Origin of the sequence: Streptomyces sp. NPDC051218 (assembly GCF_044455475.1) — a bacterium.
Lineage (GTDB): Bacteria > Actinomycetota > Actinomycetes > Streptomycetales > Streptomycetaceae > Streptomyces.
This window is the reverse complement of record NZ_JBITEU010000007.1, coordinates 347764-374452: the sequence shown is the minus strand read 5'-3', so window position 1 is coordinate 374452 and position 26689 is coordinate 347764. Positions and strand designations below refer to the sequence as shown.

The 26689-nt window shown below is 69.5% G+C and carries 23 protein-coding genes and 2 pseudogenes; 12 read left to right on the top strand and 13 right to left on the bottom strand.

The window, feature by feature from the left end:
• Positions 1–127: 127 nt before the first annotated feature.
• Positions 128–508: a MerR family transcriptional regulator gene (locus tag ACIBCK_RS22995; protein ID WP_399392957.1), complete on the bottom strand. Its 381-nt coding sequence runs from the start codon at positions 506–508 to the stop codon at positions 128–130.
• A gap of 163 nt (positions 509–671) precedes the next feature.
• Here ACIBCK_RS22995 and ACIBCK_RS22990 point away from each other — a divergent pair, with 163 nt between their 5' ends.
• Both ACIBCK_RS22990 and ACIBCK_RS22985 read left to right on the top strand, forming a co-directional pair.
• Positions 672–1610: an alpha/beta hydrolase family protein gene (locus ACIBCK_RS22990; protein WP_399392955.1), complete on the top strand. Its 939-nt coding sequence runs from the start codon at positions 672–674 to the stop codon at positions 1608–1610.
• 64 nt (positions 1611–1674) lie between these two features.
• Positions 1675–2040 (top strand): annotated as a pseudogene (locus tag ACIBCK_RS22985) (DUF6624 domain-containing protein); the annotation flags it as partial.
• 19 nt (positions 2041–2059) lie between these two features.
• Here the strand turns inward: ACIBCK_RS22985 and ACIBCK_RS22980 are convergent.
• The 3 genes from ACIBCK_RS22980 to ACIBCK_RS22970 all read right to left on the bottom strand — a co-directional run bounded on the left by ACIBCK_RS22980 (position 2060) and on the right by ACIBCK_RS22970 (position 5299).
• Positions 2060–2845: an SAM-dependent methyltransferase gene (locus ACIBCK_RS22980; protein ID WP_399392953.1), complete on the bottom strand. Its 786-nt coding sequence runs from the start codon at positions 2843–2845 to the stop codon at positions 2060–2062.
• A 237-nt stretch (positions 2846–3082) separates the two neighbouring features.
• The gene (locus ACIBCK_RS22975; protein ID WP_399392951.1) at positions 3083–3934 is read right to left on the bottom strand and encodes an alpha/beta fold hydrolase; all 852 of its coding nucleotides are present in this window, start codon (positions 3932–3934) and stop codon (positions 3083–3085) included.
• 63 nt (positions 3935–3997) lie between these two features.
• On the bottom strand, positions 3998–5299 hold the full coding sequence (locus ACIBCK_RS22970; protein ID WP_399392949.1) for a PAS domain-containing protein: 1302 nt from the start codon (positions 5297–5299) through the stop codon (positions 3998–4000).
• 359 nt (positions 5300–5658) lie between these two features.
• Here ACIBCK_RS22970 and ACIBCK_RS22965 point away from each other — a divergent pair, with 359 nt between their 5' ends.
• From ACIBCK_RS22965 to ACIBCK_RS22955, 3 genes are read left to right on the top strand one after another with little or no spacing between them, the layout of a single operon-like run.
• Entirely contained in the window at positions 5659–7032 is a 1374-nt protein-coding gene (locus ACIBCK_RS22965) for an acetyl-CoA carboxylase biotin carboxylase subunit family protein (RefSeq protein WP_399392947.1), read from the top strand.
• A complete protein-coding gene (locus tag ACIBCK_RS22960; protein WP_399392945.1) occupies positions 7029–9053 on the top strand; it encodes a PEP/pyruvate-binding domain-containing protein in 2025 nt (674 codons plus the stop codon). Before ACIBCK_RS22965 ends, ACIBCK_RS22960 begins: the two co-directional genes overlap by 4 nt.
• Entirely contained in the window at positions 9050–10513 is a 1464-nt protein-coding gene (locus tag ACIBCK_RS22955; RefSeq protein WP_399392944.1) for an MFS transporter, read from the top strand. The genes ACIBCK_RS22960 and ACIBCK_RS22955 overlap by 4 nt, the downstream gene beginning before the upstream one ends.
• 98 nt (positions 10514–10611) lie before the next feature.
• Here ACIBCK_RS22955 and ACIBCK_RS22950 read toward each other — a convergent pair whose 3' ends face one another.
• Positions 10612–11250, bottom strand: coding sequence for a hypothetical protein (locus tag ACIBCK_RS22950; protein ID WP_399392942.1), 639 nt, complete (start codon positions 11248–11250; stop codon positions 10612–10614).
• A 294-nt stretch (positions 11251–11544) separates the two neighbouring features.
• On the opposite strand from ACIBCK_RS22950, the gene ACIBCK_RS22945 reads away from it, so the two are divergent.
• Positions 11545–12462 carry an LLM class F420-dependent oxidoreductase gene (locus ACIBCK_RS22945; protein ID WP_399392940.1) on the top strand — a complete coding sequence of 306 codons (918 nt, stop codon included), beginning with the start codon at positions 11545–11547 and terminating at the stop codon, positions 12460–12462.
• A 150-nt stretch (positions 12463–12612) separates the two neighbouring features.
• Here the strand turns inward: ACIBCK_RS22945 and ACIBCK_RS22940 are convergent.
• Positions 12613–12723 (bottom strand): annotated as a pseudogene (locus ACIBCK_RS22940) (NAD-dependent protein deacetylase 1); the annotation flags it as partial.
• Positions 12724–13060: 337 nt separating this feature from the next.
• On the opposite strand from ACIBCK_RS22940, the gene ACIBCK_RS22935 reads away from it, so the two are divergent.
• Positions 13061–13345, top strand: coding sequence for an MmcQ/YjbR family DNA-binding protein (locus tag ACIBCK_RS22935; protein ID WP_399392938.1), 285 nt, complete (start codon positions 13061–13063; stop codon positions 13343–13345).
• 61 nt (positions 13346–13406) lie between these two features.
• On the opposite strand, the gene ACIBCK_RS22930 is transcribed toward ACIBCK_RS22935, so the two are convergent.
• Positions 13407–13970, bottom strand: a complete 564-nt coding sequence (locus tag ACIBCK_RS22930) for a TetR/AcrR family transcriptional regulator (RefSeq protein WP_399392936.1) — start codon at positions 13968–13970, stop codon at positions 13407–13409.
• A 142-nt stretch (positions 13971–14112) separates the two neighbouring features.
• Here ACIBCK_RS22930 and ACIBCK_RS22925 point away from each other — a divergent pair, with 142 nt between their 5' ends.
• Positions 14113–15582 (top strand): DHA2 family efflux MFS transporter permease subunit, encoded by a 1470-nt coding sequence (locus ACIBCK_RS22925; protein WP_399392935.1) that lies wholly within the window; start codon positions 14113–14115, stop codon positions 15580–15582.
• Positions 15583–15612: 30 nt separating this feature from the next.
• On the opposite strand, the gene ACIBCK_RS22920 is transcribed toward ACIBCK_RS22925, so the two are convergent.
• The 5 genes from ACIBCK_RS22920 to ACIBCK_RS22900 form a co-directional block, all read right to left on the bottom strand.
• Positions 15613–17214, bottom strand: coding sequence for an APC family permease (locus ACIBCK_RS22920; protein ID WP_399392933.1), 1602 nt, complete (start codon positions 17212–17214; stop codon positions 15613–15615).
• A gap of 340 nt (positions 17215–17554) precedes the next feature.
• The gene (locus ACIBCK_RS22915) at positions 17555–17965 is read right to left on the bottom strand and encodes a VOC family protein (RefSeq protein ID WP_399392932.1); all 411 of its coding nucleotides are present in this window, start codon (positions 17963–17965) and stop codon (positions 17555–17557) included.
• 196 nt (positions 17966–18161) lie between these two features.
• Entirely contained in the window at positions 18162–19694 is a 1533-nt protein-coding gene (locus ACIBCK_RS22910) for a hypothetical protein (protein WP_399392930.1), read from the bottom strand.
• A 684-nt stretch (positions 19695–20378) separates the two neighbouring features.
• Positions 20379–21725 carry an MFS transporter gene (locus ACIBCK_RS22905; RefSeq protein WP_399392928.1) on the bottom strand — a complete coding sequence of 449 codons (1347 nt, stop codon included), beginning with the start codon at positions 21723–21725 and terminating at the stop codon, positions 20379–20381.
• A gap of 299 nt (positions 21726–22024) precedes the next feature.
• Positions 22025–22390 (bottom strand): DoxX family protein, encoded by a 366-nt coding sequence (locus ACIBCK_RS22900; RefSeq protein ID WP_399392926.1) that lies wholly within the window; start codon positions 22388–22390, stop codon positions 22025–22027.
• Positions 22391–22450: 60 nt separating this feature from the next.
• Between ACIBCK_RS22900 and ACIBCK_RS22895 the strand changes: the two genes are divergently transcribed.
• The 4 genes from ACIBCK_RS22895 to ACIBCK_RS22880 all read left to right on the top strand — a co-directional run bounded on the left by ACIBCK_RS22895 (position 22451) and on the right by ACIBCK_RS22880 (position 25477).
• Positions 22451–23332 (top strand): LysR family transcriptional regulator, encoded by an 882-nt coding sequence (locus ACIBCK_RS22895; RefSeq protein ID WP_399392924.1) that lies wholly within the window; start codon positions 22451–22453, stop codon positions 23330–23332.
• 326 nt (positions 23333–23658) lie between these two features.
• Positions 23659–23877 carry a nitronate monooxygenase gene (locus ACIBCK_RS22890; RefSeq protein ID WP_399392922.1) on the top strand — a complete coding sequence of 73 codons (219 nt, stop codon included), beginning with the start codon at positions 23659–23661 and terminating at the stop codon, positions 23875–23877.
• Positions 23874–24653: an NAD(P)H-dependent flavin oxidoreductase gene (locus tag ACIBCK_RS22885; protein ID WP_399392920.1), complete on the top strand. Its 780-nt coding sequence runs from the start codon at positions 23874–23876 to the stop codon at positions 24651–24653. Before ACIBCK_RS22890 ends, ACIBCK_RS22885 begins: the two co-directional genes overlap by 4 nt.
• Before the next feature lie 218 nt (positions 24654–24871).
• Positions 24872–25477 carry a dihydrofolate reductase family protein gene (locus tag ACIBCK_RS22880; RefSeq protein ID WP_399392918.1) on the top strand — a complete coding sequence of 202 codons (606 nt, stop codon included), beginning with the start codon at positions 24872–24874 and terminating at the stop codon, positions 25475–25477.
• A 73-nt stretch (positions 25478–25550) separates the two neighbouring features.
• Here the strand turns inward: ACIBCK_RS22880 and ACIBCK_RS22875 are convergent, their stop codons facing one another.
• Positions 25551–26678: an LLM class flavin-dependent oxidoreductase gene (locus tag ACIBCK_RS22875; protein ID WP_399392916.1), complete on the bottom strand. Its 1128-nt coding sequence runs from the start codon at positions 26676–26678 to the stop codon at positions 25551–25553.
• Positions 26679–26689: the final 11 nt, after the last annotated feature.

Sequence of the window (26689 nt, the reverse complement as noted above, 5' to 3'; positions counted from 1 at the left end):
GGTGCTCATGGGGTGCTGCCTCACAGAGTCGGAGGGGAAGAGGACCGGAGCGCCGTAGCGCCTTGTCACGCCCCGAATCTAATACGTCCCGAAAAATCCCGTTGCGAGGCCACTCCGGCACAGGACATCAGGGGGTGGAGTCTCCCCGGCACGCGGTGCCGGTGCGCATGTTGGAGGAGGCTCCGGCGATGACGGAGTCGAGCCGCTCCCGGGTGTGGGTGAGATCCGCGATGTGCTGGTCGAGGTGGTCGCGCTCGGCGGTCAAGCGCTGGAGAAGCTCGGGCGTGGCCTTGCCGTCGATGACGCAGGGCGTGAGCTCGGCGATTGTCTTGCTGGACAGTCCCGCGGCGTACAGCTGCCGGATCAGGCGGATCTGTTCGACGGCGGCTTCCGCATAGTGCCGCTGGCCGCTGGCGCTGCGTTCGGCGGCGAGCAGGTTCTGCTCCTCGTAGTACCGCAGGGCCCGGGTGCTGACGCCCGTACGGAGGGCGAGTTCTCCAATGCGCATTGCCTGCTCCGGATTCCCGTGACGTGGGCACTTCACTTGCCTCTGACGTCGACGTCAAGTTTTAGCGTAGCCGACGTACCCACCGCCAAGCCTCTGCCGGTGGGCGGCTCCCGGCTGTCGTCCAAAACAACCTGACCTCGCAGTCCACGTGAAAGGCACGCGCATGACCACTCCCCAGAAAACCGGTCTCACCGGACCCGAGCCCACCGCGACCGTGACGGTCAAACCTCTCGTGCTGCGCGCACCGCAGCGCGGTGAGGACCTCCACGTACGCGTCTCCGCCCCAGTCACCGGCGCCGCCCTGCCAGTCGTGTTGTTCGCCCACGGGTTCGGCTCCGACCTGGACGGCTACGCGCCGCTGGTCGACCACTGGGCCTCCCGCGGCTTCGTGGTCGTTCAGGCCACCCACCTGGACTCCAAGCGGCTCGGCATGGCCGCGGACGATCCCCGCAGGCCCCGGATGTGGCGCCACCGGGTGCAGGACATGCAGCTCATCCTGGACGAGCTAGGGACTCTGGAGGAATCCGTGCCGGGCCTGGCCGGTCGGGCCGACCACAGCCGTGTAGTGGCGGCCGGGCACTCCTTCGGCGGCCAGACCGCCGGCATCCTGGTGGGACTGCGCGTCAAGGACCCGCACACCGGCACCGCCGAAGACCTTTCGGACTCCCGGATCATGGCCAGCATCCAGCTGGCCACCGCCGGCAAGGGCGGAGATGAACTGACCCCCTTCGCCCACAAGAATCTTCCCTGGCTACGAGATCAGGACTTTTCCCACATCACGGCACCCGGACTCGTCGTCGCCGGTGACGCGGACGACCTCCCGCTCTCCACGCGGGGACCGGCCTGGACCACCGATCCCTACACCCTCAGCCGGGGCAGCAAGAGCCTTCTCACCGTCCACGGCGGCGAGCATTTTCTCGGCGGTATCTCCGGCTATCAGGCGGCGGAGACCACCGACGCCGATCCCGGCCGCGTCGCACTCGTCCAACAGGTCACCCTCGCCTACATGCGCCACGTCACCGGGACCGACCACAGCCACTGGGAACAAGCCCAGAGCGTTCTCACCAACGGCCACCCACTGGGACGACTCGAGTCCAAGTGACCTACTGGGCGCAGGCATACGCCCCCTTGCCCGGCCCCGGTGGGATCTGACCCAGGAGTTGAGAGTGGCGCACGATGTTGCTGCACTGACGGCGGAGCTGACGGACATGGCCGCGGCCGACCAGCAGTCCTCCGACCGCGCCGACAGCGAGCTTCCCGCCGAGCAGTTGGCGTGGCGGCGGCTGACCGCACGGCACGCTGACCGCCTCGGCGAGATCATGGACGAGTACAGCTGGCCGACGGCAGATCAGGTCGGCGAGGACGCCGCACGCGCGGCACTGCTGGTCGCCCAGCACGCAGACCGGCAGCTCGACGTCCGGCGTCGCGCCCTCCTGCTGATGGAGCAGACGGTGGCCGCAGGCTCGGCCAGCCCGCGCGAACTGGCCTTTCTGCGCGACCGCACGCTGGTCAATGAGGGGCGCGTCCGCCTAAAGCACCACTCCAGGAAGGTCAAGGCACCCTGGCCACCACCGCGTACATCCCGCTCGGTTCGGGCCGCGGCGCGGGCTGCACGCGGAACCACTCGGGGGCCGTCACCAGGCCGGGTTCGACGGGCTCCAGGCCCTCGATGAAGCGGGCCGTCTCCTCGCGGGAGCGGAGCGCGAGCGTCATGCCGCTCCTCGCGTACTGCTCGGTCGCCTGCTCCGCCACCTCGGGGAAGATGTCGTTGGAGGCGTGGGAGAGCACCAAGTGACTGCCTGACGGCAAGGCCGAGACGAGCGTGGCGACGATGCCGTACGGGTCCTCCTCGTCCGAGACGAAGTGCATCAGCGCGATCAGCGAAAGACCGATGGGTCGGCCGAAGTCCAGGACGGTACGGGCGTGTTCGAGGATCACTTCCGGCTCGCGCACATCGGCCTGGATGTAGTCGGTCGCCCCTTCGGGGCTGCTGACCAGCAGGGCCTCCGCGTGGCGCAGCACGATGGGGTCGTTGTCGGTGTAGACGACCTTCGCCGACGGGGCGGTGCGCTGCACGATCTGGTGCAGATTGGGCGCGGTGGGGATACCGGCGCCGATGTCGAGGAACTGGTCGACGCCCAGCCCCGCGAGATGGGCGGCGGCCCGCTGCATGAACGCGTGGTTCTGCACGGCCCCGATGCGCACCTCGGGCGGCAGCTTCTCCCCCACTGCCTCGTCGACCGGGTAGTTGTCCTTGCCCCCGAGCAGCCAGTCGTAGACCCGTGCGGGGTGCGCCTGGCTGGTGTCGATGTGGGGGTGAGGGGAGGGTGCCGTCATGGGCGGACTCCATCGTCGCAGGGTGACGGGCGAGTGGCTGGCGCTGAAGAGTGTGTCATGCCAACTGGCCCTGGTAGCAGGTGCATTCGCATTTCCCGCGTACACCAGGGAGTCCGTGAAGCCCCCGGGGTCACGGCGCGGTGCGTCGGAATAGGACCCTGGGCCCACGCACGCCGCCCCGTATCGGCTCTTGGCCAAGAGCCCCGGCATCGAGCGCGCGGACGGACCCTCCGGCCTCTATCCGAGCGTGAGCATCGCCTCGGTGACCTCGCCGACCGCCGTGTCGGGGATCGCGGTAGCGGCCTCCTTGAGGATGAGCAGCCGTGCCCCGGGGATCTCGCGTGCGATCGCCTCGCCGTTGCCTACGGGGAAGAAGCTGTCGCGGCTGCCGTGCACGACGAGCGTGGGGATGTCGAGCTCGGGCAGGCGCTCGCGCCAGCGGGGTGTGCAATCGAGCCTGGAGAACACCATGCCCAGCTGGTTGGCCATGTGCACCGGGGCCGCGGTGCCCGGCGTGCGGTCCCAGATGCGCGCGGCGATCGCCCGCGCGGCGGCGGGGTCGTCACCAAGGATCTCTGCGCCGCCGGCGGCGAACTCCGCGACCGCCTCGCGGTCGTTCCAGTCGGGCATCGGGCGCGCGAACAGCCGGCTCATCGTCGCCTGGTCGTGATCGGGGAGGTCGTCATCGGGCGGGCCGGGGGCAACCGCGCGGGTGCCGACCAGGGTGAGCGCCGAGAAGGTGCCCGGGTGGTCGAGCGCGGCCACCTGGGCGACCATCCCGCCGACGCCGATCCCAGCGAGGTGCGCGGGTCCCCCGCCGAGCGCGTCGGCAAGCGCCGCCGCGTCGGCGGCGAGGCCGCGCAGGGTGTAGGCGGGCGCCTCCGGATCCGCCGTCGTCGACTCTCCGCTGTCGCGCAGGTCGTAGCGCACCACACGCCGCCCGCCGGCGGCGAGCCGCTCGCACAGTGCGTCGGGCCAGGAGAGCATGGTCGTGCCGCCCGCGAGCAGAACGAGTGGCGCGCCGTCGTCACCGAACGACTCGATGCCCAAGGCGATCTCATTGGCGCTGACAGCGATGATTCGAGTCATGTCAGGGCAGACCCGATCCGCCGCCCAAACTCATCGATCACGCCCCTCGGCCCCACCCGCCGGTCAGACGGTACTGAGCGGGTGGGCCGCCGTGGCAGAGCGTGGGGGCCAGGCGCGGGGGGCGAGGATACCCAGGACGTAGGCGCGGGCGACCAGGGCGGGGCGGGTGGCGGCTCCCAGGGCCTGTCGCAGGCGGCTGAGGTGGTAGTCGACCGTCTGCCGGGACAGCTTCAGCGAGGTGGCGATGTCGCTGTTGCTGCTGCCCTCCGCCAGGAGGGACAGGATGCGGACCTGCGCGGCGGTGAGCGGCGGATGGGCCTCGTGGGCAAGGCTCTGGTGGGTGATGACCGCCCAGACGTGCCGGGCACGGGCAGCGGAATGGCCGACGGTCGTCAGGTGGAGCTGCGCGCGGCGTTGTCGCCCCTGACTGTCGACGAGTACGGCGGATGTCTCCATCCGTCTGGTGCGGCGCGCTATCAGACCGTTCCATCTGCGGTGCAGCCGGTCGAGGTCGAGGGCGGAGGCGGGGGCGAGCAACGTGTGCGCGCGGCGGCCCACCAGGTCGGGCAGGCCGAGGTGAAACAGGTCGGCGGCCGCCGCGCTCGCCTCGATCACCCGTCCATCGGCGGAGAGCAGTGCGCAGGGCAGGCCGCTGTGGTCGCGCAGCGCCTGTAGGTTCTCCTCCGCCTTTTGCCGTTGGACCATGGCACGGAGGTGGTCCGTGATGTCCACGTAGATTCCGGCGACGCAGGTCTGCGTGTTCTCGCGCACGGGGAAACGGTGGCCGACGGCCTGACCGGCGCTGCCGTCCGGCCGGCGGTAGCCGAGGGTGTGGCGCACCTGCGTACCCCGGGTGAGGATCTCCTGGTCGAGGGCGCGGAACTGGACGGCGTCGGCGGGGGCGTCGAAGTCCTCGATGCACTTGCCGGCGAGTTCCTTTGCAGTGGTGCCGTAAAGGTGCGCATAGGCATGGTTGGCCCACAGGTAGCGTCCGTCCCGGTCCCGGATGAAGGCGGCGGCCGGGGCGCGGTCGATGAGGTCGGCGAAGGCCGCGTACCGGCGCGGGACTTCGGGGTGTGCGTCGACCTCCACGGCGAGGCCACGCGTGGGGCTGTGGGCGCGGTTCTCGTCCAGGGGCCAGCTCACGTCGAAGGTGCGGCCGTCGAACCGGGCCTGCCAGCGGCCATCCTCGGGCGGGCGACCCGGGGTCGAACGTTCTTCCTGCAGCCGTTCCAGGAAGCGCTGCGCCGTGCCGGTGTCAGCGAAGGCGCCACCTCCTCTCTCCAGCACCTGCCACGGCTCGTCGACCTCCCACCAGAACACGGGAAGGTCCTCGAGAAGTGCCTTGAGGCCGGAATCGTCCACAGTGTTCTCTCCATCCGTATACAGCTGGTTGACGCACAGTCATCACGCGAGGCGTATCCCGTCCTGGTCCCGCGCATGCTCGGTTCTCGGCCGAAGTGGGGACTGCCCGCGAGGAATCGCGGGCTGCCCGCGATCCCTCGCGGAGCACGAGGTCGCCCAACACGGCCCGCGACTCAGGCATTTGCCTGAGTCGCGGGCGCCCCGGATGGCGCTCCCGGGTACCTGTCGGCTGGTCCCCTTGAGTGTGCGGGTGAACACTCCCTGCAACGTACGCCCGGTGATCCGCCATGGTCTACGCGCGTCACCGATCCGTACGGCACCACGCCCCGTACCAACCGGATGGATGGAGACGAACTTCAGTGAGCAAGGTGCTGTTAGTGCATGCCAAGGGTGGTCCGCCGCTCGGTCACGTCCTGTCCCGGACGGCCGCGCGGGCGGAAGTGCACCTGCTGACGCTCAGCGCTCTTCCTCCCGCGGCGGCGGACACCGCCCGGACACTGTGCGCGTCGGTGGTGACGCCCACCGATGCGCAGCGCTCCGACCTGGTGTCACTGATCGTCGCGCAGGCCAAGGCCGTCGGCGCGGACGCGGTGTTCACCTGCTCCGAGTATGCGGTCGTGGCCGTCGCCGAAGCGTGCGAGGCGCTCGGCCTGACAGGGGCGGGCAGCGCCGCCGCTCTCGCCCGTGACAAGCGTCTGATGCGGCGCACGTGGCAGGAACACGGCCTGCCGCAGCCCGAGTTCCGGCCGGTCGCCACGGAGGCGGACCTGCACGAAGCGGCCGTTCACCTGCCCTTCCCGCTGCTCCTCAAGGCGGCCTGGAGTGCGGGGTCCACCGCGCACCAGATCATCCGCTCCCCCCACGAGGTGCCCGCCGCCTGGCGTCGATCGCGTGAAGTGATGGCCGAATCAGCCCTGTTGGGGTACGCGGAGCTTCATGTCGCCGAGGCCGACGCGGACTTCGTGGTCGAACAGATCGTGACGGGTACCGCTTCGCACTGGTTCGACGAGCCTGGCTGGGGCGACTACGTCAGTGTCGAGGGGATCGTGACGGACGGTGTGTTCCGTCCGGTCTGCCTGAGCGGCCGGATGCCTACGGTCGAGCCGTTCACCGAACGTGCGGGGATCACCCCCGCCCTGTTGTCCCAGGACGCCCAGGACCGGATCGTGGCCCTGGCCCGTGAATCCGTCGACGCCCTCGGCCTGCGCGACTGCGGAATCCACACCGAGATCAAGCTCGGTGCGGACGGCAGCATGTGGCTGATCGAGACGGCCGCCCGATTCGGCGGCGCGATGACGGTGCCGCAGGTCGAGGAGGTGTTCGGGCTCGACCTGATCGGCATGCTCGTCGACCATCTCCTCGGCCGCCCCGTCGCGTGGCCCGAGCAGGCTCTCACCCCGGCGCAGGCACACGGCGCGGCGGGCTCCCTCGTCGTTCTCGCGGTCGACGGCAAGGGCGAAGCCTGGCAGGACCGCAAGATCTGGGACTTCGCAACGGTAGCGGCGAACGTGCCGCTCGGAGGGGGCAGCGAGCTGTCGGTGGTCGCGGAGAGCTCGCTCGCCGACGGCAGCGTCGTGCCGGTCTACGACCCGGCCGCGGGCGCCAACACCATGGCGGCTCTGTGCCTCCTGTCAGCCACCGATGCGCGAGCGGTCCTCCGCGACTTCGAAACGCTGGTGGATGCCCTACCCCTGGCCCTGCCCACCGCGCGGCCCGAGGCGGTTTCCCGATGACCGCCCAGCCGCTCGCCGGCACCGCCGGGCCTGCCACGGACCGCACGGTCGTCGGCGAGAACCTCTCCCTTCCGCTCTTCCGCACCCTCTCGGGCGTCCTGGCCGGTCATCCGTACCTCAAAGTCGTCGTCGACCGCGTCGAGAACACCTGGCACCTGCTCGACACCGCCGCGCACCCCTTCCACGTCAACTACATCGCCACCCGCGTCCTGGGCATGGATCTCGCCGCACTGGACGCGGATCTCGACGCGTTCAACGCCTCCGTCTACATGGACCCCGAACGCCGCTTCCTCCTCGGCGTGCTGTCCCTGCACACCGAGCAGGACCCGGAGGGCCGCGAACGCACCTTCCTCGTCCTGGAGACGACCGAGGCCGACACCATGCACGGTGAACTCCTCGCGTACTTCCACGAGTTCGTCCGCTCACGCGTCGACGGCAGACTGCCCGTGCTCCTCAAGCCCGCCAACCACGGACAGGAGGAGGAGCTGGCGGCGATCAGCGAACTGCTCGTGCCGCGCATCCTGAGCCACGAGCTCTTCGGCTCCAGGACCCGAACGCCGCTCAATCCCGGCGAGGCCACCGGGCGTTTGCGGTACTTCCGTACGCACGAGGAGTACGCGGCGGCGGAGGCCGGACTCGGCTGGGCGGACATCGTGGCCATGCCGTGCCTGCCGGACGACGTTCCCCGGGTGGCCGGATTCCTCAACACCGCCCCGATCACCCCGCTTTCACACACCAACGTCCTCGCCTCCGGCTGGGGCATACCCAACGCCATCGTGCGCGACCTGGAACAGCTCGTCGAGAAGGACCAACTAGACGGCGCGTGGGTGCGCTACCGGGTGTGCGAGGACGAGATCTCCCTGGAACGGCTCGACCACGAGCCTGCCCTGCGGGCTCCGGCCTGGCACCAGCAACGCATACGCCTCGAACCACCCCTGCTGGAGGACGCCCCCGTCCTGGCCCTGCACCGGCTGCGCAGCACCGACCGGGACCGGTACGGCACCAAGGCGGCCAACCTCGGCGAGCTGCACCACGTACTGGACAGCCGTACGGCCGACCTGACCACCTTCTACGGCCGGCCCCGGCCGCCGCGCGAAGACCTCTACGGGCACCTCGCGGCGCGCCTGGGCCTGCACACACCCTCCCCGGCCGAACTGCGCGCCGGTGCGGCCGACTTCGTGGCCACGACGGTCGGCGCTCCGGAGGGCGTCGCGCTCCCCTTCGCACTCCAGCAGCACTTCTTGGCCTCCTCCCCCGCGCTCCAGCAAGGCATCGGCAAGCTCAAGATGGCTCTGGAGCTCGACGCCAGCGACGTTCTGGACTCCCTCTGCCTGCAACTCCAGCACCTGATCCGGAACACTCCCGTCCCTGAGTCGGTCACCCGGCAGATCAACCAGGCCCTCCCCGCCGCCGCGGCCTCGCGCCGGCGCCTGGTGGTGCGCTCCTCGTCCAACGCCGAGGACCTTCCGGGCTTCTCCGCGGCGGGCGTCTACGACTCCGTCACCACCGTCCACGGCACCGGCGAACTCCTGGAAGCCGTACGCCAGGTGTGGGCCTCCGTGGTGTCACCCCGCAGCGTGCGACTGCGCCACCAGGTAGGCATCTCCCTGGACGACACCTACATGGGCGTGATCATCCAGGAGTACGTGCCCGCCTCTCTGGGCGGTGTCCTGGTCACCTGCGACCCGACCCGCCGCGAGGACTTCCGCAACGTCTACCTCAACTGCTCCCCCGGATCCCCGGAGCAGGTGGTCGACGGCACGGTCATGCCGCAGCAGTACCTGTACAACACGGTGGAGGGCGGGGGCCGCACCGTCGCCCTGGGCTCCGGGGGCGAAGCCCTTTCCACCGTCACCCGCGCCCGGCTCGCCGACCTGTCCCTGACCGGGCGGCTCCTGCAGTCCCATTTCAGCGGATCACACTCAGGTGGCTCGGAGGTGGACAAGCCGCTGGACATCGAGTGGCTGATGACCGAGCGGGGCGACTTCCGTCTGGTCCAGATCCGCCCGTACGCGCTGTGAGCGCGCGACGTGGGAGTCCCCGCACCGGCAAAGGGGCGGGCCACGGCCTGACGGACACCGCCCGCCGGATCATCCGCCTCAACTACGGCTTCCAGCTGCTGTTCAACTTGCTGTGGTGGATGCCGGTGTTCTATGCCTACCAGAAAGCAGCCGGGCTCTCGGACGGGCAGATCTTCGGCATCCAGAGCATCTACTACGTGGCCTTCTGCCTGTTCGAGATCCCGACCGGGCTGATAGCCGACCGCATCGGCACCCGCAACTGCCTGCGGGCCGGCGCGGTGGTCATGACGGCGGCCAACCTGGCTCCGGTGGTCAGCGCCTCGTACACCGGCTTCCTCGTCCACTTCCTCGCCATCGCCGCGGGCCGTTCGCTCACCTCGGGTGCGGCAAGCGCCTATCTGTACGACGGGCTGCAGGCCGAGCAATGCGACGAGCACTACCTGAAGGCCGAGGGCACCGCGCGGGCCCTGGGGCTTGCGGCCAAGGTCGTGTGCTGGCCGCTGGTGGGGCCCTTGATGTCCGCCGCCCATGCGGCCCCCTACGTCCTCAGTGCCGCCAGCGCGGCGGGCTCCCTCGCCTGCGCCGTCGCGCTGCCCCGGCTTGCCGGAGCGGACGGCGGCACCGGGAAGGCGGCCGAGCGGACGAACGGCGGGCGCAGAGGCGGCGACTTCCTGCGGGACGCGGGCTCCGCGCTCCGCTGCGTCGCCTCCTCACGGTGGCTGGCCCTGGTGATGGTGCAAGGCGTGGCGGTCTTCACGCTGTCCCGCATCTGTCAGGTCAACCTCTTCCAGCCGATCCTGCTGGACCACGGCATCGCAGAGGCCTCGCACGGCGGAGTGCTTGCCGCGATGACGGTGGCGGAGGCGGTGACCTCGGCCCGCCCCCAGTGGCTGAGCCGTCGCCTGACCCCGGTCGCCTGGGTCTCGGTCCTCAGCCTCGTGCTCGCGGCCACCCTTGCGGCCATGACACTCGGCGGCCCCTGGGCCGTGGTCACACTGCTCTGCCTCTTCGCCGCCGCCGCCGGTTTCGCGTACCCGGTTCAGCGCAAGCTCGTGAACGACGCGGTGCCCACATCCGCCCCGCGCGCCACGCTCCTCTCGGTCGAGAGCACCGTGGACCGTGCGGTGTGCGCACTGGCCGCGGTGGCCGCGGGCGCGTATCTCTCGGCCGGACACTTGGACGCCCTGCTGTGGCACAGCGCGCTCGCGACGGCGGTGCTGCTCGGAGCCTTCCAACTGATGCTGCGCAGCGGGGTGGTGAAGCGGGGCCCGGTGACTGCGACCCCGGGAGCATCCTCGGCCCCGACGGGGAGTGCGGACACGACGGACGCGGACACGTGCGACCCGACCGCCTGCACTGCCCCGGGGACGGAACCCGGCAGGGACGCCCCGCACGAGGCGGGCGACGCGGGCCACGCGGACCGACTGACTGGAGGCGGGGGCCGCAGGCCCCGGGGCTGACACGCAGTCGCGGAGAGGACCTCCGCCTGCCCCCGCTGCCGTACACACCCGCGAACAGTACGTCCGGCAGCGGGGGACACGCTCCTCACGAACTTCGGTCAGCGGGTGCGGTCCCCGAGGAACTCGATCAGCCGGACCGGGAAGAACGCGGGCCGGTGGGGCCGGGCGACCTGGTACGCCACGTAGCCGAGCGATGCCGCAGCATTGGTCTCCTCGGCCGTCTCCGCCTGGTAGAGGACTCGGCAGCGGCCCGAGTCACCCTTCGCGCGCTGCCAGAGGGCGGGAGCCGGTTTGCGTTCCGCTTCCGTCCGGGGGGTGTAGATCCGGTCACCGAAGTCCTTCCAGGCGAAGGGCGCGGAGCCCACCCACGTGGCATCGACCTCCTTCTTCAGCCTGGCGGCACGCTCCTTGTCGGTCGTGCCCCAGGAGGACGGGACGTTGGTGATCAGGCCGATGCTGATGTGGCGTTCGCGCAGGGCTCGCAGATAGGAGGCCGCGCCGGCCTGATAGCTGGTGCTGCCGTCCTCGGCGGTGTGCACGAGGGTCTCGCCCAGGTCGAAGTACACGACGGGGCAGCCACGTTCGGCGCTCAGCCGCGCGACGGAGGGCGTCGCCGTGGCGGCGCTCGCGTCCCCGGGCACAGCCACACTCGCCGTGGCGCAGAGCACGGTCGACGCCAGGGCCGCACCGAGCGTGATGCTCGTGCGGACCGAGCCCTTGAAGGCGGATCTGTGCATGGCGTCGTCGCCCTTCTCCTGGCGCACCACAGGGTGCGCTTATGTCCAGTCCATGACAGGCAGTCGCCACATTCCATGCGTCGGCTGCCTGTCTGGAAGTTCCCTCATCGCTTCGCCGGTCTACCCCGCTCTACCCGTGAACACCACGTGACACTCAACTCCCTGATCACCGCCCATGAATCTCACGTGATCGCGTAGCGTCACCGCATCCGTCTCTCGGCCGTCACGAAGCCGCCATGAGCTTGTCACGTACGAGCTGGAATGGCGGTCGCGCGACGGACGGTTGTGGTGAGTATGACCATCGGAGTAGCGCTCTCACTTCAGAACCGAGTCGACAGCACGGTGCAACTCGCGCGGGAGGCCCACGAGGCCGGACTGCGCTCGGCATGGTTCGGCCAGACCTTCGATTACGACTCCCCCATGCTCGCCGCGATCGTCGGCCGCGCGGTGCCGGGACTGCATGTCGGCACCGCGGCGATCCCGGTCTTCGGCCGTCACCCCCTGCCTGTCTCCAGCCAGGCCCAGACGGCCCAGGCCGCGACCGGGGGCCGCTACCACCTGGGCCTCGCGCTCGGCACGAAACAGCTGACCGAAGCGGCCTTCGGCATCCCGCACGAGCGCCCCATCGGCCGACTCCGTGAATTCCTCACCGCCTTGCGCCAGTTGCTGGAGACGGGCACCTCCGATTTCCACGGCGAGCTGCTCACCGCCACCACACCCCTGTCGGCACAGGTGCCCGGCGCCGATCCCCAGGTGCCGATCCTGGTGGCCGCCATGGGCCCTCAGGCACTGCGCGTCTCGGGTGAACTCGCGGACGGCATCCTGCCGTTGCTGGCCGGTCCGCGCGCGCTGGCCGAGCACATCGTCCCGGCCGTCAACGCCGCGGCCGAGGCCGCCGGCCGACCCGCTCCCCGGATCGTGGCCTTCGTGCCCGGCGTCGTCACCGCCGATGCCGAGACGGTTCGGGATACCGCGACCGCGGCTCTCTCGTTCTACGAGCAGTTTCCCTCCTACCAGCGTGTCATCGGACTCTCCGGCGCCACCCGCGCCGCCGACCTGGCTGTCATCGGCGACGAGGAGCATGTCGCCGCCGAGGTGCACCGCTATAGAGAAGCCGGGGCGACCGAGGTGGTGTTCACGTCGACGGAGCTCGGCGGCGAGGCGGACCGACGTCGTACGTGGAAACTGCTCGGGGAGCTGGCGAGCACCTGAGGCGCTCCGATGGGCCCGGTGACAAGGCAGCGCGATGCCTTGCAAGTAGCGGAATGCGCCGCGTGCCAGATGATGGGCATGCAATGGCCACCGGGCTCGTTGCCCTCAGGGACACACCCGCGCCACCCGGGCGGGCAGCGCCTCCCCGAGGGGCACGTTCTCCCCGATGAAGACAACGTCCGGCTTGAGAACTCCGTCGCCACAGGTCGAACCCGCCACCACCCGGAACTCGCAAACCGCTTCGTCGGGCAGCTCGACGTCTCAAGTGCCCTGGTCGCTCAGCGGAATTGAGCGGGCCGTGCGCGACGGTGTCATGAATCGTGCACAGGCGGGCGGTCACCGCCATGCACCAGTTCCGCGAAGGCCCCCACCAGCCCGCCCTGCACTGGGGCTCGCGCTGCACGCGGACTTCCCTGCCCAACCGCGTCCGTCGCGGAATTCACCGGCGGTCGCTAGTGTCGGCCCATGTCCAGTCCTGGAGACGTGCCGCCCCAGATCCTGAACCGGTTGCGGTCGATCTCGCGACAGCTGCCCGAGGCGTACGAGGAACCGGCCTGGATCGGCGTGCGCTGGCGGATCCGTACGCGGACGTTCGCCCATGTCTACACGCCGGACGTGGATCGCCATCCGCTACTCCTCGTATGCAACCGCGGATCAGGAGCCGGTCGTGATGACCTTCCGGGTGCCCGTCGACGACCTGCTCGGCCTGACCGCCGGTGGGTTCCCGTTCCTCCGTGCCGGCTGGGGCCACAACGTCGTCGCCGCCGTCCTCGGTGACCACACCGACTGGACCGAGCTTGCCGAACTGATCACCGACAGCTACCGCGAGATGGCCCCGAAGTTCCTCGCCGCCCAGGTCCCCTTCGTGCCACCGATCAGCTGACCGACGGGGGCCCGGCCGCCCGCCGCACCATCCGATACAGAACGTCTCCACCGAGTTGTGGTCAGAGCATTCGGTCGACCAGCCCGTCGACGTAGTCCGGGGTGAGCTCCATGCCGAACAGGACGCGGATGTACATCGGGGCAAGGATGTGGTCCAGCACAGCGAAGGCGTCGGGTGCGTGTTCGCCACGTTCGCCGGCGCGATCGAGCATGGACTGCAGTTGCCGGGTACGTTCGGCGCGGAGCTTCTCCCCCGCCTGTATGGCCTGCTCGCCGTTGTTGGACAGGGCGACGGCCAGGCGCAGCAGCAACAGGCCGTCGGGACCGGTGATTTCGCGGGCCACTTGTGCCGCGTACGTGCGCAGGTCGCCGTCCAGGCTCCCGGTGTCGGGCATCGGCGACTGCGCGTTGAGGCGGGTGAGGGCCACATCGGTGAGCAGGGTTTCCAGGTTGCCCCACCGGCGGTAGATGCTGCTGTCGGCCACACCCGCGCGGGCCGCGACCTCGCCGACGGTGAAGTTGCCGTAGCCGCGCTCGTTGATCAGGTCGGTGACGGCCTGGTGCACCTCCGCGGCGACGCGGGCGCTGCGCCCGCCGGGCCGCCGGGCCTTCTGTCGCTCATCCATGCCCCCACCTTAACGCAGTTGGAACTTGCGTTTGTGAGTCGACCCTCCCTATAGTCCCCTAACGCAGTCGCTGGCTGCGTTTAGGCATCTGAAGCTGACCCCATCGGCCGAGAGGTGCGACTCACGATGGAGAGGAATCCCCATGGCGGCATCGCCTGCGGCCGTAGGCAGTCGATCGAACCGAGCCGTGCTGCTCACGGTGACATGCCTGGGCCAGTTCATGGTCCTGCTCGACAACACGATCGTTGGAGCGGCGCTGCCCGATATGCAGCACCGGCTGCACACTCAGCTGACCGGTCTGCAGTGGATCGTCGACGCGTACGTCCTGCTGGTCGCCATGCTGCTGCTGTCCGGTGGTGTCTTCGCCGACCGGTTCGGCCGCAAGCGGGTGTACCTGACCGGCGTGGCGGTGTTCACCATCGCGTCGGTGCTGTGCAGCCTCGCGCCCTCGGTCGGCTGGCTGGTCGCCGGCCGGGTGCTGCAGGGCATCGGAGCCGCCGCGCTGAGCCCTGCCTCGCTCGCCCTGCTCGCCGCCGCATATCCCGTGCCGCAGGAACGAATCAAGGCGATCGGGCTGTGGGCCGGATTGAGTGGCATCGGTCTGGCCGCAGGCCCCGTGGCCGGCGGCCAGCTGACGGACGCCTTCGGCTGGCCCGCCATCTTCCTGGTCAATCTGCCCATCGGCGCGGTCCTTCTGCTGGTCGGTCTACGCACCCTTGAGGAGACCCGCAATCCCAGCGCTCCCGCGATCGACGTCCCGGGGACGGTGCTGTCCGCTCTGGGGGTGGGGGCGCTGACCTACGGGCTGATCGAGGGTGGTGCTCGCGGCTGGACGGCGCCGGTGATCCTGGGCAGCTTCACCGTCGCGGCAATCCTCCTCGGCGCCTTCGTCGCCGTCGAAGCGCGTCGTTCCGCTCCGCTGCTCCCGCTGCGGCTGTTCCGGGAGCGCCTGTTCACCGTGTCCAACACCGCCATGGTCGTGGTGGGGTTCGCGCTCATGGGGTCGTCGTTCTTCTTCTCCCAGTTCTTCGTCAACGTCCAGGGCAGCTCGATTCTGCGCGCCGGCCTGCAGACCCTGCCGGTATCCCTCGCCATGGTGATCGTCAGCCCCTACGCGGGCAGGCTGGCCGCCCGGTTCGGCTTCCGCATCGTGGTGACCACCGGCCTGGCCCTGGCCGGTCTGGGTCTCCTGGCGCTCGGCATGGTGCACTCCGACACCGGCTACGGGAACGTGTGGTGGCGGCTGGGAGTCGCCGGCATCGGCTTCGCCCTGACCATGTCCCCACTGACGGGAGCCGCGATGCAAGCAGTCAGCCCGCAAGAAGGCGGCCTCGCATCAGGCATCAGCAGCACCACGCGGCAGATCGGCGCGGTGCTCGGAGTGGCGGTACTCGGAGCCATCGTCCGGACCCGGCAGTACGGCGGCGCCTCCTTCGAAACCGGCCTCAACAGCGCCTTCCTGGCCGCCGGCGCCGTCACTCTGGCCACCGCCGTGTTCACCGGCCTGTGGCTGGCGAAGTCCAAGCCCATGGAAGGCTCCGCGGCGCCGCGACGTTCCACCGATGCAGGTGCGGTCAGCACCTCGAAGGAGGCATCCGCGACCAGCCGTTGACGGCGGTCCCCCGGCGGGCCGGCGACTGGCTCACTGAGCGGGGTTCGTGCGGAGGTGGGCGGCGCCCGAGCGCACCGCCCACCCGAAGACCGCCAAAGCGATGACGCCCACCACGAGCGAGTCGTACGGCGCCGGCAGATGTCCGGAGCCGCCGAACGTGCCGAGCCACGACAACAGTGTCAGCGACGCCAGATGAACCACGAGCCAGGAGCCCTGACGCAGTTCCTGGGCCGGAGAGCGGCCACCTGACGTCCTGCGTCGTTGCAGCAGGAACAACGGGACACCGGCAAGGACGAGAGGCAGGGCGAGCCGCAGGTCGTCCCACCCCGACCAGTAGACGAACTCGGTGGCCACGGCGAAACTGACCGGCGCGATCCACCGCACTCCAGGCATATGGCCGTCCGCGAGGGGCAGGCCGCGCTCCCGGTCGTGCGCCCGGAAAGAGGCCACGGCCACCGCCGAGGCGGCGTAGATGATCAGGTACATGTCCCCCATCACGCTCACGATGTCCTGCCAGCCTCCGAACGGCAGCATGAAGACGACGATGACCGCGAGGTTGAGGACCAGAGCACGGCGTGCGATGCCGGAGCGGGGATCGATGCGCATGAAGAAGCGGGGCAGCAGACCGTTCTTCGACAGGGCGTAGGTGTGGCGGGCGTCGATCGCGACGCCCACGTAGGCGGATCCGCCCGGGGAGATGACCGCGTCGGCGTAGAGCAGTGTGGCCAGCCAGTGCAGGTTGAGAACGAGGGCGAGCTGCCCGAACGGCGACTCGAAGTTCACTCCCTGCCAGCCGTGGGTGAGCAGTGCGTCAGGCACCGTGTAGAGGAAGGCGAGTTGGAGTCCGAGGTAGACAAGCACCGCGAGGCCGATTCCCGTGAGGACGGCGGCGGGTACGTTGCGGCGCGGGTTGCGGGCCTCTCCGGAGAAGTCCAACGGGGCCTGGAAGCCGTTCACGGAGTAGACAATCCCTCCGCCGGCCAGCGCCGTGAGGCAGGCCGCGTAACCGTAGGGGGCGAACCCGCCGTGGTCCGTCAGGCGGCCCGGGTGAGTGCCGGAAAGGAACAGGGCGGCCACCGTGAGCACGGGGACAATGACCTTGAACACCGACACCAGGTTGTTTACGCGTGCGAACATCCGTACGGCGAACCAGTTCAGCGCGGTGAGCAGCACACTCAGTGCGGCGGCGACGCCCAGACCCGACAGGGTGAGGCTGGCGCCGTGATAGAGGCCGGGCACGTAGTGGGCGGCGTACTGCATGATCGCGCTGATCTCGGCCGCGGTGCCGCCCACGGAGAGCAGGACGGACCAGCCGACAACTGTGCCCACCAACCGGCCGTTCGCGTACAGCGGCCAGCGGACCGTGCCGCCGCCTTCCGGCCTGGTGGCGCCGAGTTCGACCATGACCACGGCCACCAGCGCGCAGAGCAGACCCGCGGCGATCCAGGAGAGCAGCGCGGCGGGACCGGCGGTCTGCGCGGCGTACAGGGCGGCGAACAGCCAGCCCGAGCCAAGGATGTTGGAGAAGCCGATCGCGGTCAGGGCCCAGAATCCGAGGTCCTTGCGCAGTCGGCTCTCCTCGGCCAAGACGTCCGGGCCACCAGCAGTCTTTGCCGGCTGTCGCTGCGCCACGTGACAAACCTCCTCAACGATCACGGACCCACGGCGCCAGCGTGCCACGTCCTGACGCACGCATGCCCGTGCACCACCGGCGCGCGGCCTGCGGCGACCGGGAAGGGCCCAGCGCGGCCAACGCCGGTCACCCGCCTGGGCTGAGGGCACGCCCCGCGGTGGCACCGGCGGATGAGTTCGAGTGAGAGGTGAAGAGTTCTACTCCGCAGCCACGATGCGCTCCACTGCAGCCGTCACCCCCCGGCGACACCACGGCGGTCAATCTGCTCATGCTGACGCGAGACCGGACGGACGCCTCGTTCCGCGTAGGTCTCCAAGTCACGGGCGTCTCGGGATCCGCTTAGTCGTGCTTGGGCCAGACCGGGCCCTGGTCGTTCCAGATGACGCCCTTGTTGCGGCACAGGCAGAAGGGGTGGCCGATCGGGTCGGTGAAAATCTGCCAGCCGTAGCCTTCAGGTCCGATGAAGTCCTGTTTCAGCGTCGCGCCGAGGTCGAGGACGCGCCGCTGCTCGGACTCGATCTCGTCCACTTCGAAGTCGAGGTGGAACTGCTTGGGGTGCTCGCTGTCGGGCCACTGCGGAGCGCGGTAGTCCTCCACCCGGATGAATGCCAGCTCGATCTCGCCGAACTGGATGCCGGCCCAGTCCTCGGAGCTGCCTTCCTTGATCGGACGGCCCGTCACCTCGGAGTAAAAGGCCGCCAGCTTCATCGTGTCCGGGCAGTCGATAATGAAATCAGTGAGTCGCAGCATCCCGCGATCTTGGCACAAACTCACACCCGACTTCGAGAGCAGTAGAGGAGTCACCGCCCGCCCAGGGCAGGGAGCTGGAGGCGTAGACACCGATCTGACCGCGGTACTTGGCCTCGGCGACCTCCTGGTTGGTCTCACGGCCGGGCCCTCGGCACAGAAGCGGAGGTGCAGTGCGTACTTATCGGGCTGGGGGGGATCAGTCAGCGCGCGTCCGCCAGGCCCGGGCGAAGAGTTCGGGCAGGGGGCCGGCGACGGGTCGGGAGTAGACCTTGCGCCCGATGGTGCGGACCCCGAGCAGTCCGGCCTTCCAGGTCTCCATCGGAGGGTAGAACTTGTCCCCGCTCGCCCAGTCACCGGGCAGGAACACCCCCCGCCCGGCCCGGGCCCTGCGGTCGGCGACCACCAGACCGGCCTCGACGAGTGTGGCCGCAACGGCCTTGTGGTGAGCGGCAGTCCACCGGTTGAAGCGGCGGATACGGCGATCGGTGGGCACGGGCAGGGCCAACAGCTGCAGATAAAGAGTGGCGGCGTCTGTATCCAGACCGGTGGCGGCGACCGCCTCCTCGACCACCGTTGGCGCGGACAGCCGCGGATCGGTTTCGTAGCCGCCCGGCGGCAGAGACCCCTCGGTCATGCGCTGCACGATCCGCTCGAACTCGGGACCACGCAGCCGTCGGACCACCGCCAGATGCGAGTCCTCCGCGTCGACGACGGTCTCCAGGCGCCGCGAGCGCTCGTCGGCCCCGTAGCGGCCGGGCCGGAAGTACACGCCGGGTGCCTCGCGCTCACCGCGCCGGTCGAACCCGGCCTCGGACACGACGACCAGGCCGTCGTCAAGCGTGGGATGGGCGAGCGGCTCGGCCGCGTCCAAGTAGGGCAGGGCGCCGGGGAAGCCTGGCAGCAGTTCCGCCACGGTGCGGCCGCGCAGGCTGCGGCCACGGGCGGAGAGCAGCAGCCCCGGGTGGGCCAGGCGCTCCCGCAGCAGCCGAAGGGTCTCGGGGACACCCCTGCGTACGGGATCTCCTTCCGGAAGCTCGGCGTACACCCAGTCGACGGCGTCACAGACCACGGCGAGCAGCTCCGTGAAACGGAACCCCTCGTCGCCCTCCCAGCCGCCGCCGCTGATGCTGTTCACCCGCAGCCGGGTGTCGGGGTCGCGGGTCAGTCGCGGCTCGCGCGCGGGATCGGCGAACACGGCGCACACGGCTGCCGGGGCCATCCGTACATCGCTGTGCTCGGCAGCGACGGCGAGGGTCGACTCGGGCACGGCGGGGCGTACGCCCTGTTGCCTCCGCCAGGCCTCGGCGATCCGCTCGGCGAGCGCCAGCTGCCCGCCCTCCAGCCACAGCTGCCCGGGGTCAGCGGGCAGCACGTCGGCCAGCAGGTCGAGGCGATCGGCCACCCGCAGGGTCGCCAACTCCCGCTCACCGGCCTCGGCTTCGGACTGCTTCAGCCCCATCACCTTGCGCGCCTCGGCATCCAGGCCCGCGTATCCGTACTTCACATCGGGTATTCCGGCGAGCAGCAGCGCGGCGCCCGCCCGGCTCAGCCCGGTCCGCTCGGCGAGCACCGCGGCCGCCTCACGGTCCCAGGGCGCGGGGCCTTTCTGCCGTACCAGATGCACCAGGCGCCGCAACCGCTCAGGTGTGTCCCAACCGCCCGCGAGTACCGGCTCGATGGCCGTGATCCGACCCAGTCCCGGCGACTGGGCGACGGTACCGGTGCGCAACTCGACGAAGCGCTGCCCGGCCAGCCTCGGTAGCGCGCGGGTGGCGTCTCGCCGCTTCCGGTCAGGAAGTCGCCGACCTCGGTGAACAAGGCGAGCGTGCCGGGCTCTCAGTGTCCGGAACCTTCGATGAAACCATCGAGGACCTGAGCGATCCACTTCTCGTTGAAGGACTGTGCGGGGCGTATGGGGGTGTGGGACATGCGGCCATCCTGCCGGATCGCATGGCCACCGCTCCGCCCAGTACATGGCGAACGGCGCAGCCACCGTTGACGGCTTCGACGTCTCACTCCGCGGATGACGAAGGGGTGGATGGGCGCACGTCGTGGGCCAGGGGCGCGGCTCCTTGCCGGGTACGCCACTAAGCCGGGACCGGGTGCCTCCCGCACCAACTGAAGACCGACACTCTTGGGGCTTACCCCTCCCCTGCGCCACCGCCAGCGGGCTCTTCACCGTCCCGCACGGGGTCCAAGGCCGTCTACAGACCGTCTCGTTCGCCCACCGCACCGGAGTCCACCGCATCGACGCGCCCTCAATGCAACAGAAGGTGTTCCTCACCGGCCCTCCATCACGTACGCCTCCGAGACCACGGCCTCCCTCGATCTGCTCCGCACCGCCCGCCAGTTCGCCCGCAGGGTGTTGTGCCCCTCCGGCTCTCCGGCCGGACGGGCACAACCCTGTTGGAGGTCAGGTCATCGATTCCGCCGTCATGGTGGCGGTGGGCACGGAGATGCGCCAGGTGACCAACCCGGCCACAGCGAGCCCGGCGAGGGCCAGGCCACTGCTGGCAAGGAAAGGGTCGGTACCGCCCAGGGCGGGAGCGAACCCGATACCGACGTACAGCGTGATCCCTGTGGAGCCGCCCAGCTGGTCGGCGGCTCGCTGGATGCCGGAGGCGATGCCCGCGTCGTCTTCGGTCACTTTGATCACCGCGATGTACTGCAGCCCGACGATCCCGAGACACATCCCGGCGGCGATGAACACCATGGCCGGAACCATCGCCAGGCCGGTGGCCCCGAAGTGCGAGACCAGAGCGATGGCGCCCATCGCCAGCGCGGTGCAGCAGATCCCGGCCAGGACACAGAGCCGGGCGCCCCAGCGTTCGAGTACCCGGGGAACCAGCACTGAGGCCGTGATCAGAGACACCGCCAGAGGCAGCATCGTCAGACCGGCCTGGAGCGGGCCGGCGTCCAACCGGTCCTGCAGGTAGTACGTGAACAGCAGGAACGAAGTGGACAGTGCTGCGCTGACCAGAACGGTCGCCAGGTTGGCCAGAACCCGGGGACGGTAACGGAAGATCCGCAGCGGCACGAGCGGATTGCGTGAGCGCCGCTCGACACGGAAGAACATGCCACCGGCCGCTGCTGAGCCCGCCAGAGCCACCGGCGCGAGCCAGGGCATCGTGCCGTTGGCCTCACCCGCTTCGACGACTCCGAAAGTGAAAAGCAGCGGAGCCACGATCAGCAGGAACGAACCGGGAAGGTCCAACGGGCCTCTCCCAACGGGCCGTTCGCCCGGTACGAGGAAAATGACTGCCCCGAGGACGACCAGGATGAACGGCACGGACACCAGGAAGATCCACCGCCAGCCGAAGAGTTCGGTGATGAAACCGGAGACCACGAACCCAAGGACGAGACCACAGCTGGCGACGGCCGCCCACACGCTCAACGCCCGTGACCTGCGCGGTCCTTCAGGGAACATGAGCACGATCACCGACATCGCAGCAGGAAGCGCGATCGCCTCACCGGCCCCCTGCAACAGCCGGGCCGTTACCAGCAGGGCGAAGGAGGGCGCGAGCCCGGCCAGCAACGAAGCGCCGCCGAAGACAGTGGTACCGAGAAGGAGGACGCGGCGCCTGCCGAGCACGTCGCCCAGCCGGCCGCCGAGCATCAATAGTCCGCCACCGGTCATCGTGTACCCGACCACCACCCAGGTCAGCGCATGACCGTCGACGCCGAAGTCCGCACCGATCGAGGGCAGGGCGACGTTGACCACCGTTACATCGACCGCGATGAAGAACTGCAGCATGGCCATGCTGGACAGCACAAGCCGTGCACGCACCGGGCACGATCCGTCCCGGCGCGCAGAGAGAATGCCTGAAATCACCAAGTGCTCCGTTGCTCAGAAGAAGTTCCGAGCAGCACCAACGTGCCGCTTCGGCTCGACCACGAAGCGACGACACGTTCTGCAGAAGTGAGAGAGACGCCCCGCCGCTAGCGGAACGTCCTCGTCACTGCGGCACAAGCCGCACACGAAGCAGCAGACATGGCGCCGAGAGTACCGGAACCGACAACAGAGACGTGCCTCTGCCTTCATCGTTCCGCTGCGGTGTTTCAAGAGGACATGGTCAAGGCCAACGCGGCGACGGCGGTGGCGCAGTAGAAGCCGGGAAACGCGAGGTTGTAGAGCACGCGGGCGCGCAGATGGAAGGCGATTGCGCCCAGGTAGAGCAGGACGAGACCGCAGGCCGCGGCGGCACCCAGGGGCCGCAGTGCCGCGTCGAAGAGACCGAGGAGGAGGCCCGCAGCCCCAGCCAACTTGAGCTCGGCCAGCCAGGGCAGCCAGGACCGGGGCACGCCCACCTGCGCCGAGTTGGCCAGCACGAAGCGCGCTCCGGCGAGGTCGGCTACGGCGATAACGACGTTGATCACGGCGGTGAACAAAGTGACGACGAGGAATGCGAGCTGGGTACCGGTCATGCCTTCAGGTTCCGCCGGCCCTTCGGCACCGTCCAATACGTGCTTCTATAACCTGGCGGCATGGATGTGGACACGCGCCTGCTCCGGTACTTCGCCGCAGTGGCGGCTGAGGGCAGCCTGACCGGGGCGGCGCAGAGGCTGTTCGTCTCGCAGCCCGCGCTGACCAAGCAGATCCGGCGCTTGGAGGACGATCTCGGGGTACGGCTCTTCGCGCGTTCGCGGTCCGGGATGGCGCTGACCGATGCCGGTCGAGAGCTCGCCGCGCGCGTGCCCGCACTGCTGGACGGCTGGGACGAGGCGGTACAGGCAACCGGCCGGGCAGCGCGGGTGCTGCGCCTGGGCTTCCTGGACGCGGGCGCCGTGGGCGCCGTCCACGAGGCCATCGCCGAGTTCCAGCAGGTGCAGCCGCAGTGGCGGGTGGATCTGCGTCAGTTCGACTGGTCGGACCCAAGTGCCGGCGTGGCCCGGGGCGAAGTGGACGCGGCAGTGGTGCGCTTGCCAGTGCTGGGGCAAGAGGGGCTGAACGTACGGGAGTTGTTCGTCGAGGAACGTGGGGTGCTGCTGCCTGCCCGACATCCGCTGGCGAACAACGGGACGGTGGAGTTCAGGGAGCTGTGGGACGAGCCGTTCGTCGCGGCACCAGTCGACACCGGTACCTGGAGGGAGCATTGGCTTGCGGCGGAGGAACGGGAAGGGCATCCCGTACGGGTCGGCGCCGTCACCAGCCGGCCCGACGAATGGCTCGCAGCGGTGGCCGCCGGCTGCGTAGCGCTGGCCCCGGCCTCGACAGCTCGTTTCTACTCCCACCCAAACGTGGTCTTCCGTCCAGTCCGCGGGGTCTCACCGAGCCGGGTAGGACTGGCCCGGCCAAAGGGCCGGACACACAAAGGGGCGCTGGATGAGTTGCTGAAGGCCATCGAGCGGCGATTGAGCCGGCACTGACGAAAGGGCCGTCTGGCCCGTGCCATCATTCGCGACGGCCTGCACTGCACCTGACAATCGCTCCCCCGCCGGACCCCACAAGCCCGACCCCGCGAGCGGGGTGCGGGCACCACGTCGCCGAGGGTCTCGCCGCGGGCCGCCGGAGCATTGCCCGCTCGACCGATACGCCCCACGGCGGGGGTTCGCTGTTCGGGCCGTCATCGGCGGGGCCCATCCTCAGAGACGAGTTTCGTTCCGATGGTAGGCAGCTCGGTGTGGTGCTCTTGCGAAGGCGCGTTGCCTCGACCCGGGTCATGGCCGTCGGTGCGAGAAGCAATGATGGGGGCATGGCGTTATCGACGGAGTTCACGGAGTTGTTGGGCGTGCGGCACCCAGTCGTGCTGGCGCCGATGGGCGGTTCGGCCGGTGGCGCACTGGCAGCGGCCGTCTCCCGGGCAGGCGGCCTCGGGTTGCTGGGCGGCGCGTACGGGGACCGGGCTTGGCTGGAGCGAGAGCTGCCGATCGTCGCGGAGGGAACCGACCGGCCGTGGGGTGTCGGCTTTTGACGTGGACGATCGATGCCGACGCGGTGGAGCAGGCGCTGGAGTTCAATCCCGCGGCGGTGATGTTGTCCTTCGGTGACCCGAGCCCGTTCGTCGATCGGATCCGCCGGTCGGACGCGGTTCTGATCGTTCAGGTCACCGATCTGGACGAGGCCAAGCAGGCCGTGGACGAGGGCGCCGACGTCATCGTGGCGCAAGGAACGGAGAGCGGTGGCCACGGCGCCCGCCGCGGGCGCTCCACACTGCCGTTCGTGCCGCTCGCGGTGGACATCGCGGCACCGGTACCGGTCCTGGCAGCCGGCGGGATCGCCGATGGCCGTGGCGTCGCCGCAGCGCTGGCTCTGGGTGCCGCCGGAGCTCTCATCGGCACCCGCTTTCAGGCCACGGCCGAAGCCCTGGTCGACCGCTCCATCAGCAAGGCCATCCTCGAAGGACACGGACAGGACACTGAACGCAGCAGCGTGTTGGACATCGCCCGCGGCGCGAGCTGGCCGAACGAGAGGTACACCGCCCGTACTCTCGGCCACCCCTATCTCGACCGATGGCGTGGCCGGGAGGCCGAGCTGGCCGGCGATTCCCAGGCCCGTCAGGATTACCAGGACGACGTGGCTCGAGGAATGATCCCGTCCCTGCCGGTCTGGGCGGGCGAGGGCGTCGACCTCATCACCGATCTGCCTCCCGCTGCCGACCTCGTCACCAGGCTGGCTGTCCAAGCCGAGGATGCACTTGCCTGGGCCGGAAGGCGCCGTCCAAACGATCAGCCACCAGCCCACGGCTAATGCCGCCGAGCCGACAATGGTCACCATCGGTTACACCGCAACTGGTCGTAGGTCGGGAATTGCTGGTGCTCCGTTCTGGGACTGCAGGTCCAACTGCGATCGTGCTGGGAAGAGACGGCGCCCCCATTGCGGCGAAAGCCGTACCTCTACAGCGCGGCCGATGAGTTTGTGGCGCCCCTCCAGTCCAAGCTCGTGGCACCTGAGGAAAGGACATCGCCATGTCGGAGCTTCTCGTTGACTTCATCACCTCCCTCGACGGCCACGCGTCGGGCGAGGGGTGGCCCGGGTTCTGGGGCCTCGAGGGCCCGGAGTACCTCGCCTGGCTCGGGGAGCAGCCCGAGGCCACCTACCTGATGGGGACGAACACCTACCGCCAGATGTCGGGCTTCGCCGCAGGCGAGGTCCCAAATGGCCAAGACGAGTTCAGGCCCGAGGAAGAGGCGTCTGTCGACGAACTCACGCAAGCGTCCAAGATGGTGTTCTCCTCCTCGCTCGAGGGGCCACTGACATGGGCCAACTCCACGCTCGTCCGCGACGACGCCATCGAGGCGGTCCGAGCCATGAAGTCGAGCGGCTCAGGGCTCCTGAGCACGATCGGCAGCCTCCGCCTGTGCCGGTCCTTGCTACGAGCCGGACTCGTCGACCGCTTCCGGGTCGTGATGTTCCCGGTCATCACCGGGGCCACGGGCGCAGAACGCATCTACGACGGTTATCCGGACATCGCCCTCGAGATGATCGAGCACCGAACCTTCGACGGCCGCACCCAACTGGTCGAGTACAAGCCCCGCGTGCTCGAACACCCGCCGCTCGGCGCCCCTGCGTAACACCACCCAGTCCGCTGCCTCCCGGCCGTGTCGGCGGTGTCGACGGTTCGTCAGGAACGGGGCCACGATCGGCTCATCGGCGGTGCCACTCCTCTGCTAGGAGTTGGTACGAGCGCACCCGGTCGGCGTGGGCGTGAGTGATGGTGGTGATGATCAGCTCGTCGGCGCCGGTGGCCTCCTGCAGTTGTTCTAGCTGGTCGGCGACGCGTCCCGGAGAGCCGACGAACTGGGTATCGACGCGGTCGGCGACCAGAGCCCGGTCCGCTTCGGTCCAGGCGTGGGCGCGGGCCTGCGAAGGAGTCGGGAAGGGGATGGCCCCCTCGGCGGTGCGGATGCTACGGACCCACGGGCCGTAGCCGGCGGCCAGTTCGCGGGCGGCTTCGTCGTGCTCGGCGACGACCACGTCTGCGGAGACACTGACATAGGGTTTGTCGAGGTGGTCGGACGGCTGGAACGCCGCGCGGTAGCCGTCGGCCGCCTCTAGTACGGTGGCCGGGCTGACGTGGTAATTGGCCGTGAAACGCAAGCCGTTGCGACCCGCTACATCGGCACTCTGTCCGCCGCTGCTGCCGAGGATCCATACCTGCAGCTTGGCGCCCTCGCCGGGGACGGCGTGCGCTTCGATCCCGTCTGCGGAACGGTAGTCGCCGCGCAGGAGCGCAAGTATGTCGTCGATCTGCTCGCCGTAGTCCTGGGGCCGCGCGCCCGGCTGGTGCAACAGTTTCTGCTGGAGCAGGAAACGCGGCGAGCCGATCAGGTGTTCAGGGGAGAACCGAGGCGGGATCTTCAGACCGTTGGGGGCCTGCCCGTCGGCGACGGGGGTCGTGGTCTGCCGAGCGTCTGCCGTCTGTTTGTGGGGTCGTCCGCCCGAACGGCCGAGGCCCAGGTCGAGTCGCCCCGGGTGCAGTGCATCGATCAACCCGAATTCCTCGACGGTGGACAGGGCGGTGCGGTGACCGAGCTGTACGGCCCCGGATCCGATCCTGATCGTGGAGGTCGCTGAGGCGGTCAGGGCCAGTACGACGGCGGGAGAGGTCCCGGCCACGCCGGGGTTGAGATGGTGCTCGGCGAACCAGTAGCGCGTGTAGCCGAGACGCTCGGTCTGCTGGGCGAGGTCGATGGTGTTGCGCACCGCTTCCGCGGCGGTGGAGCCGGACGTGATCGGGAGGAGGTCGAGGACTCCAAGGGGGATGCCGGACATGGTCGGGTGTT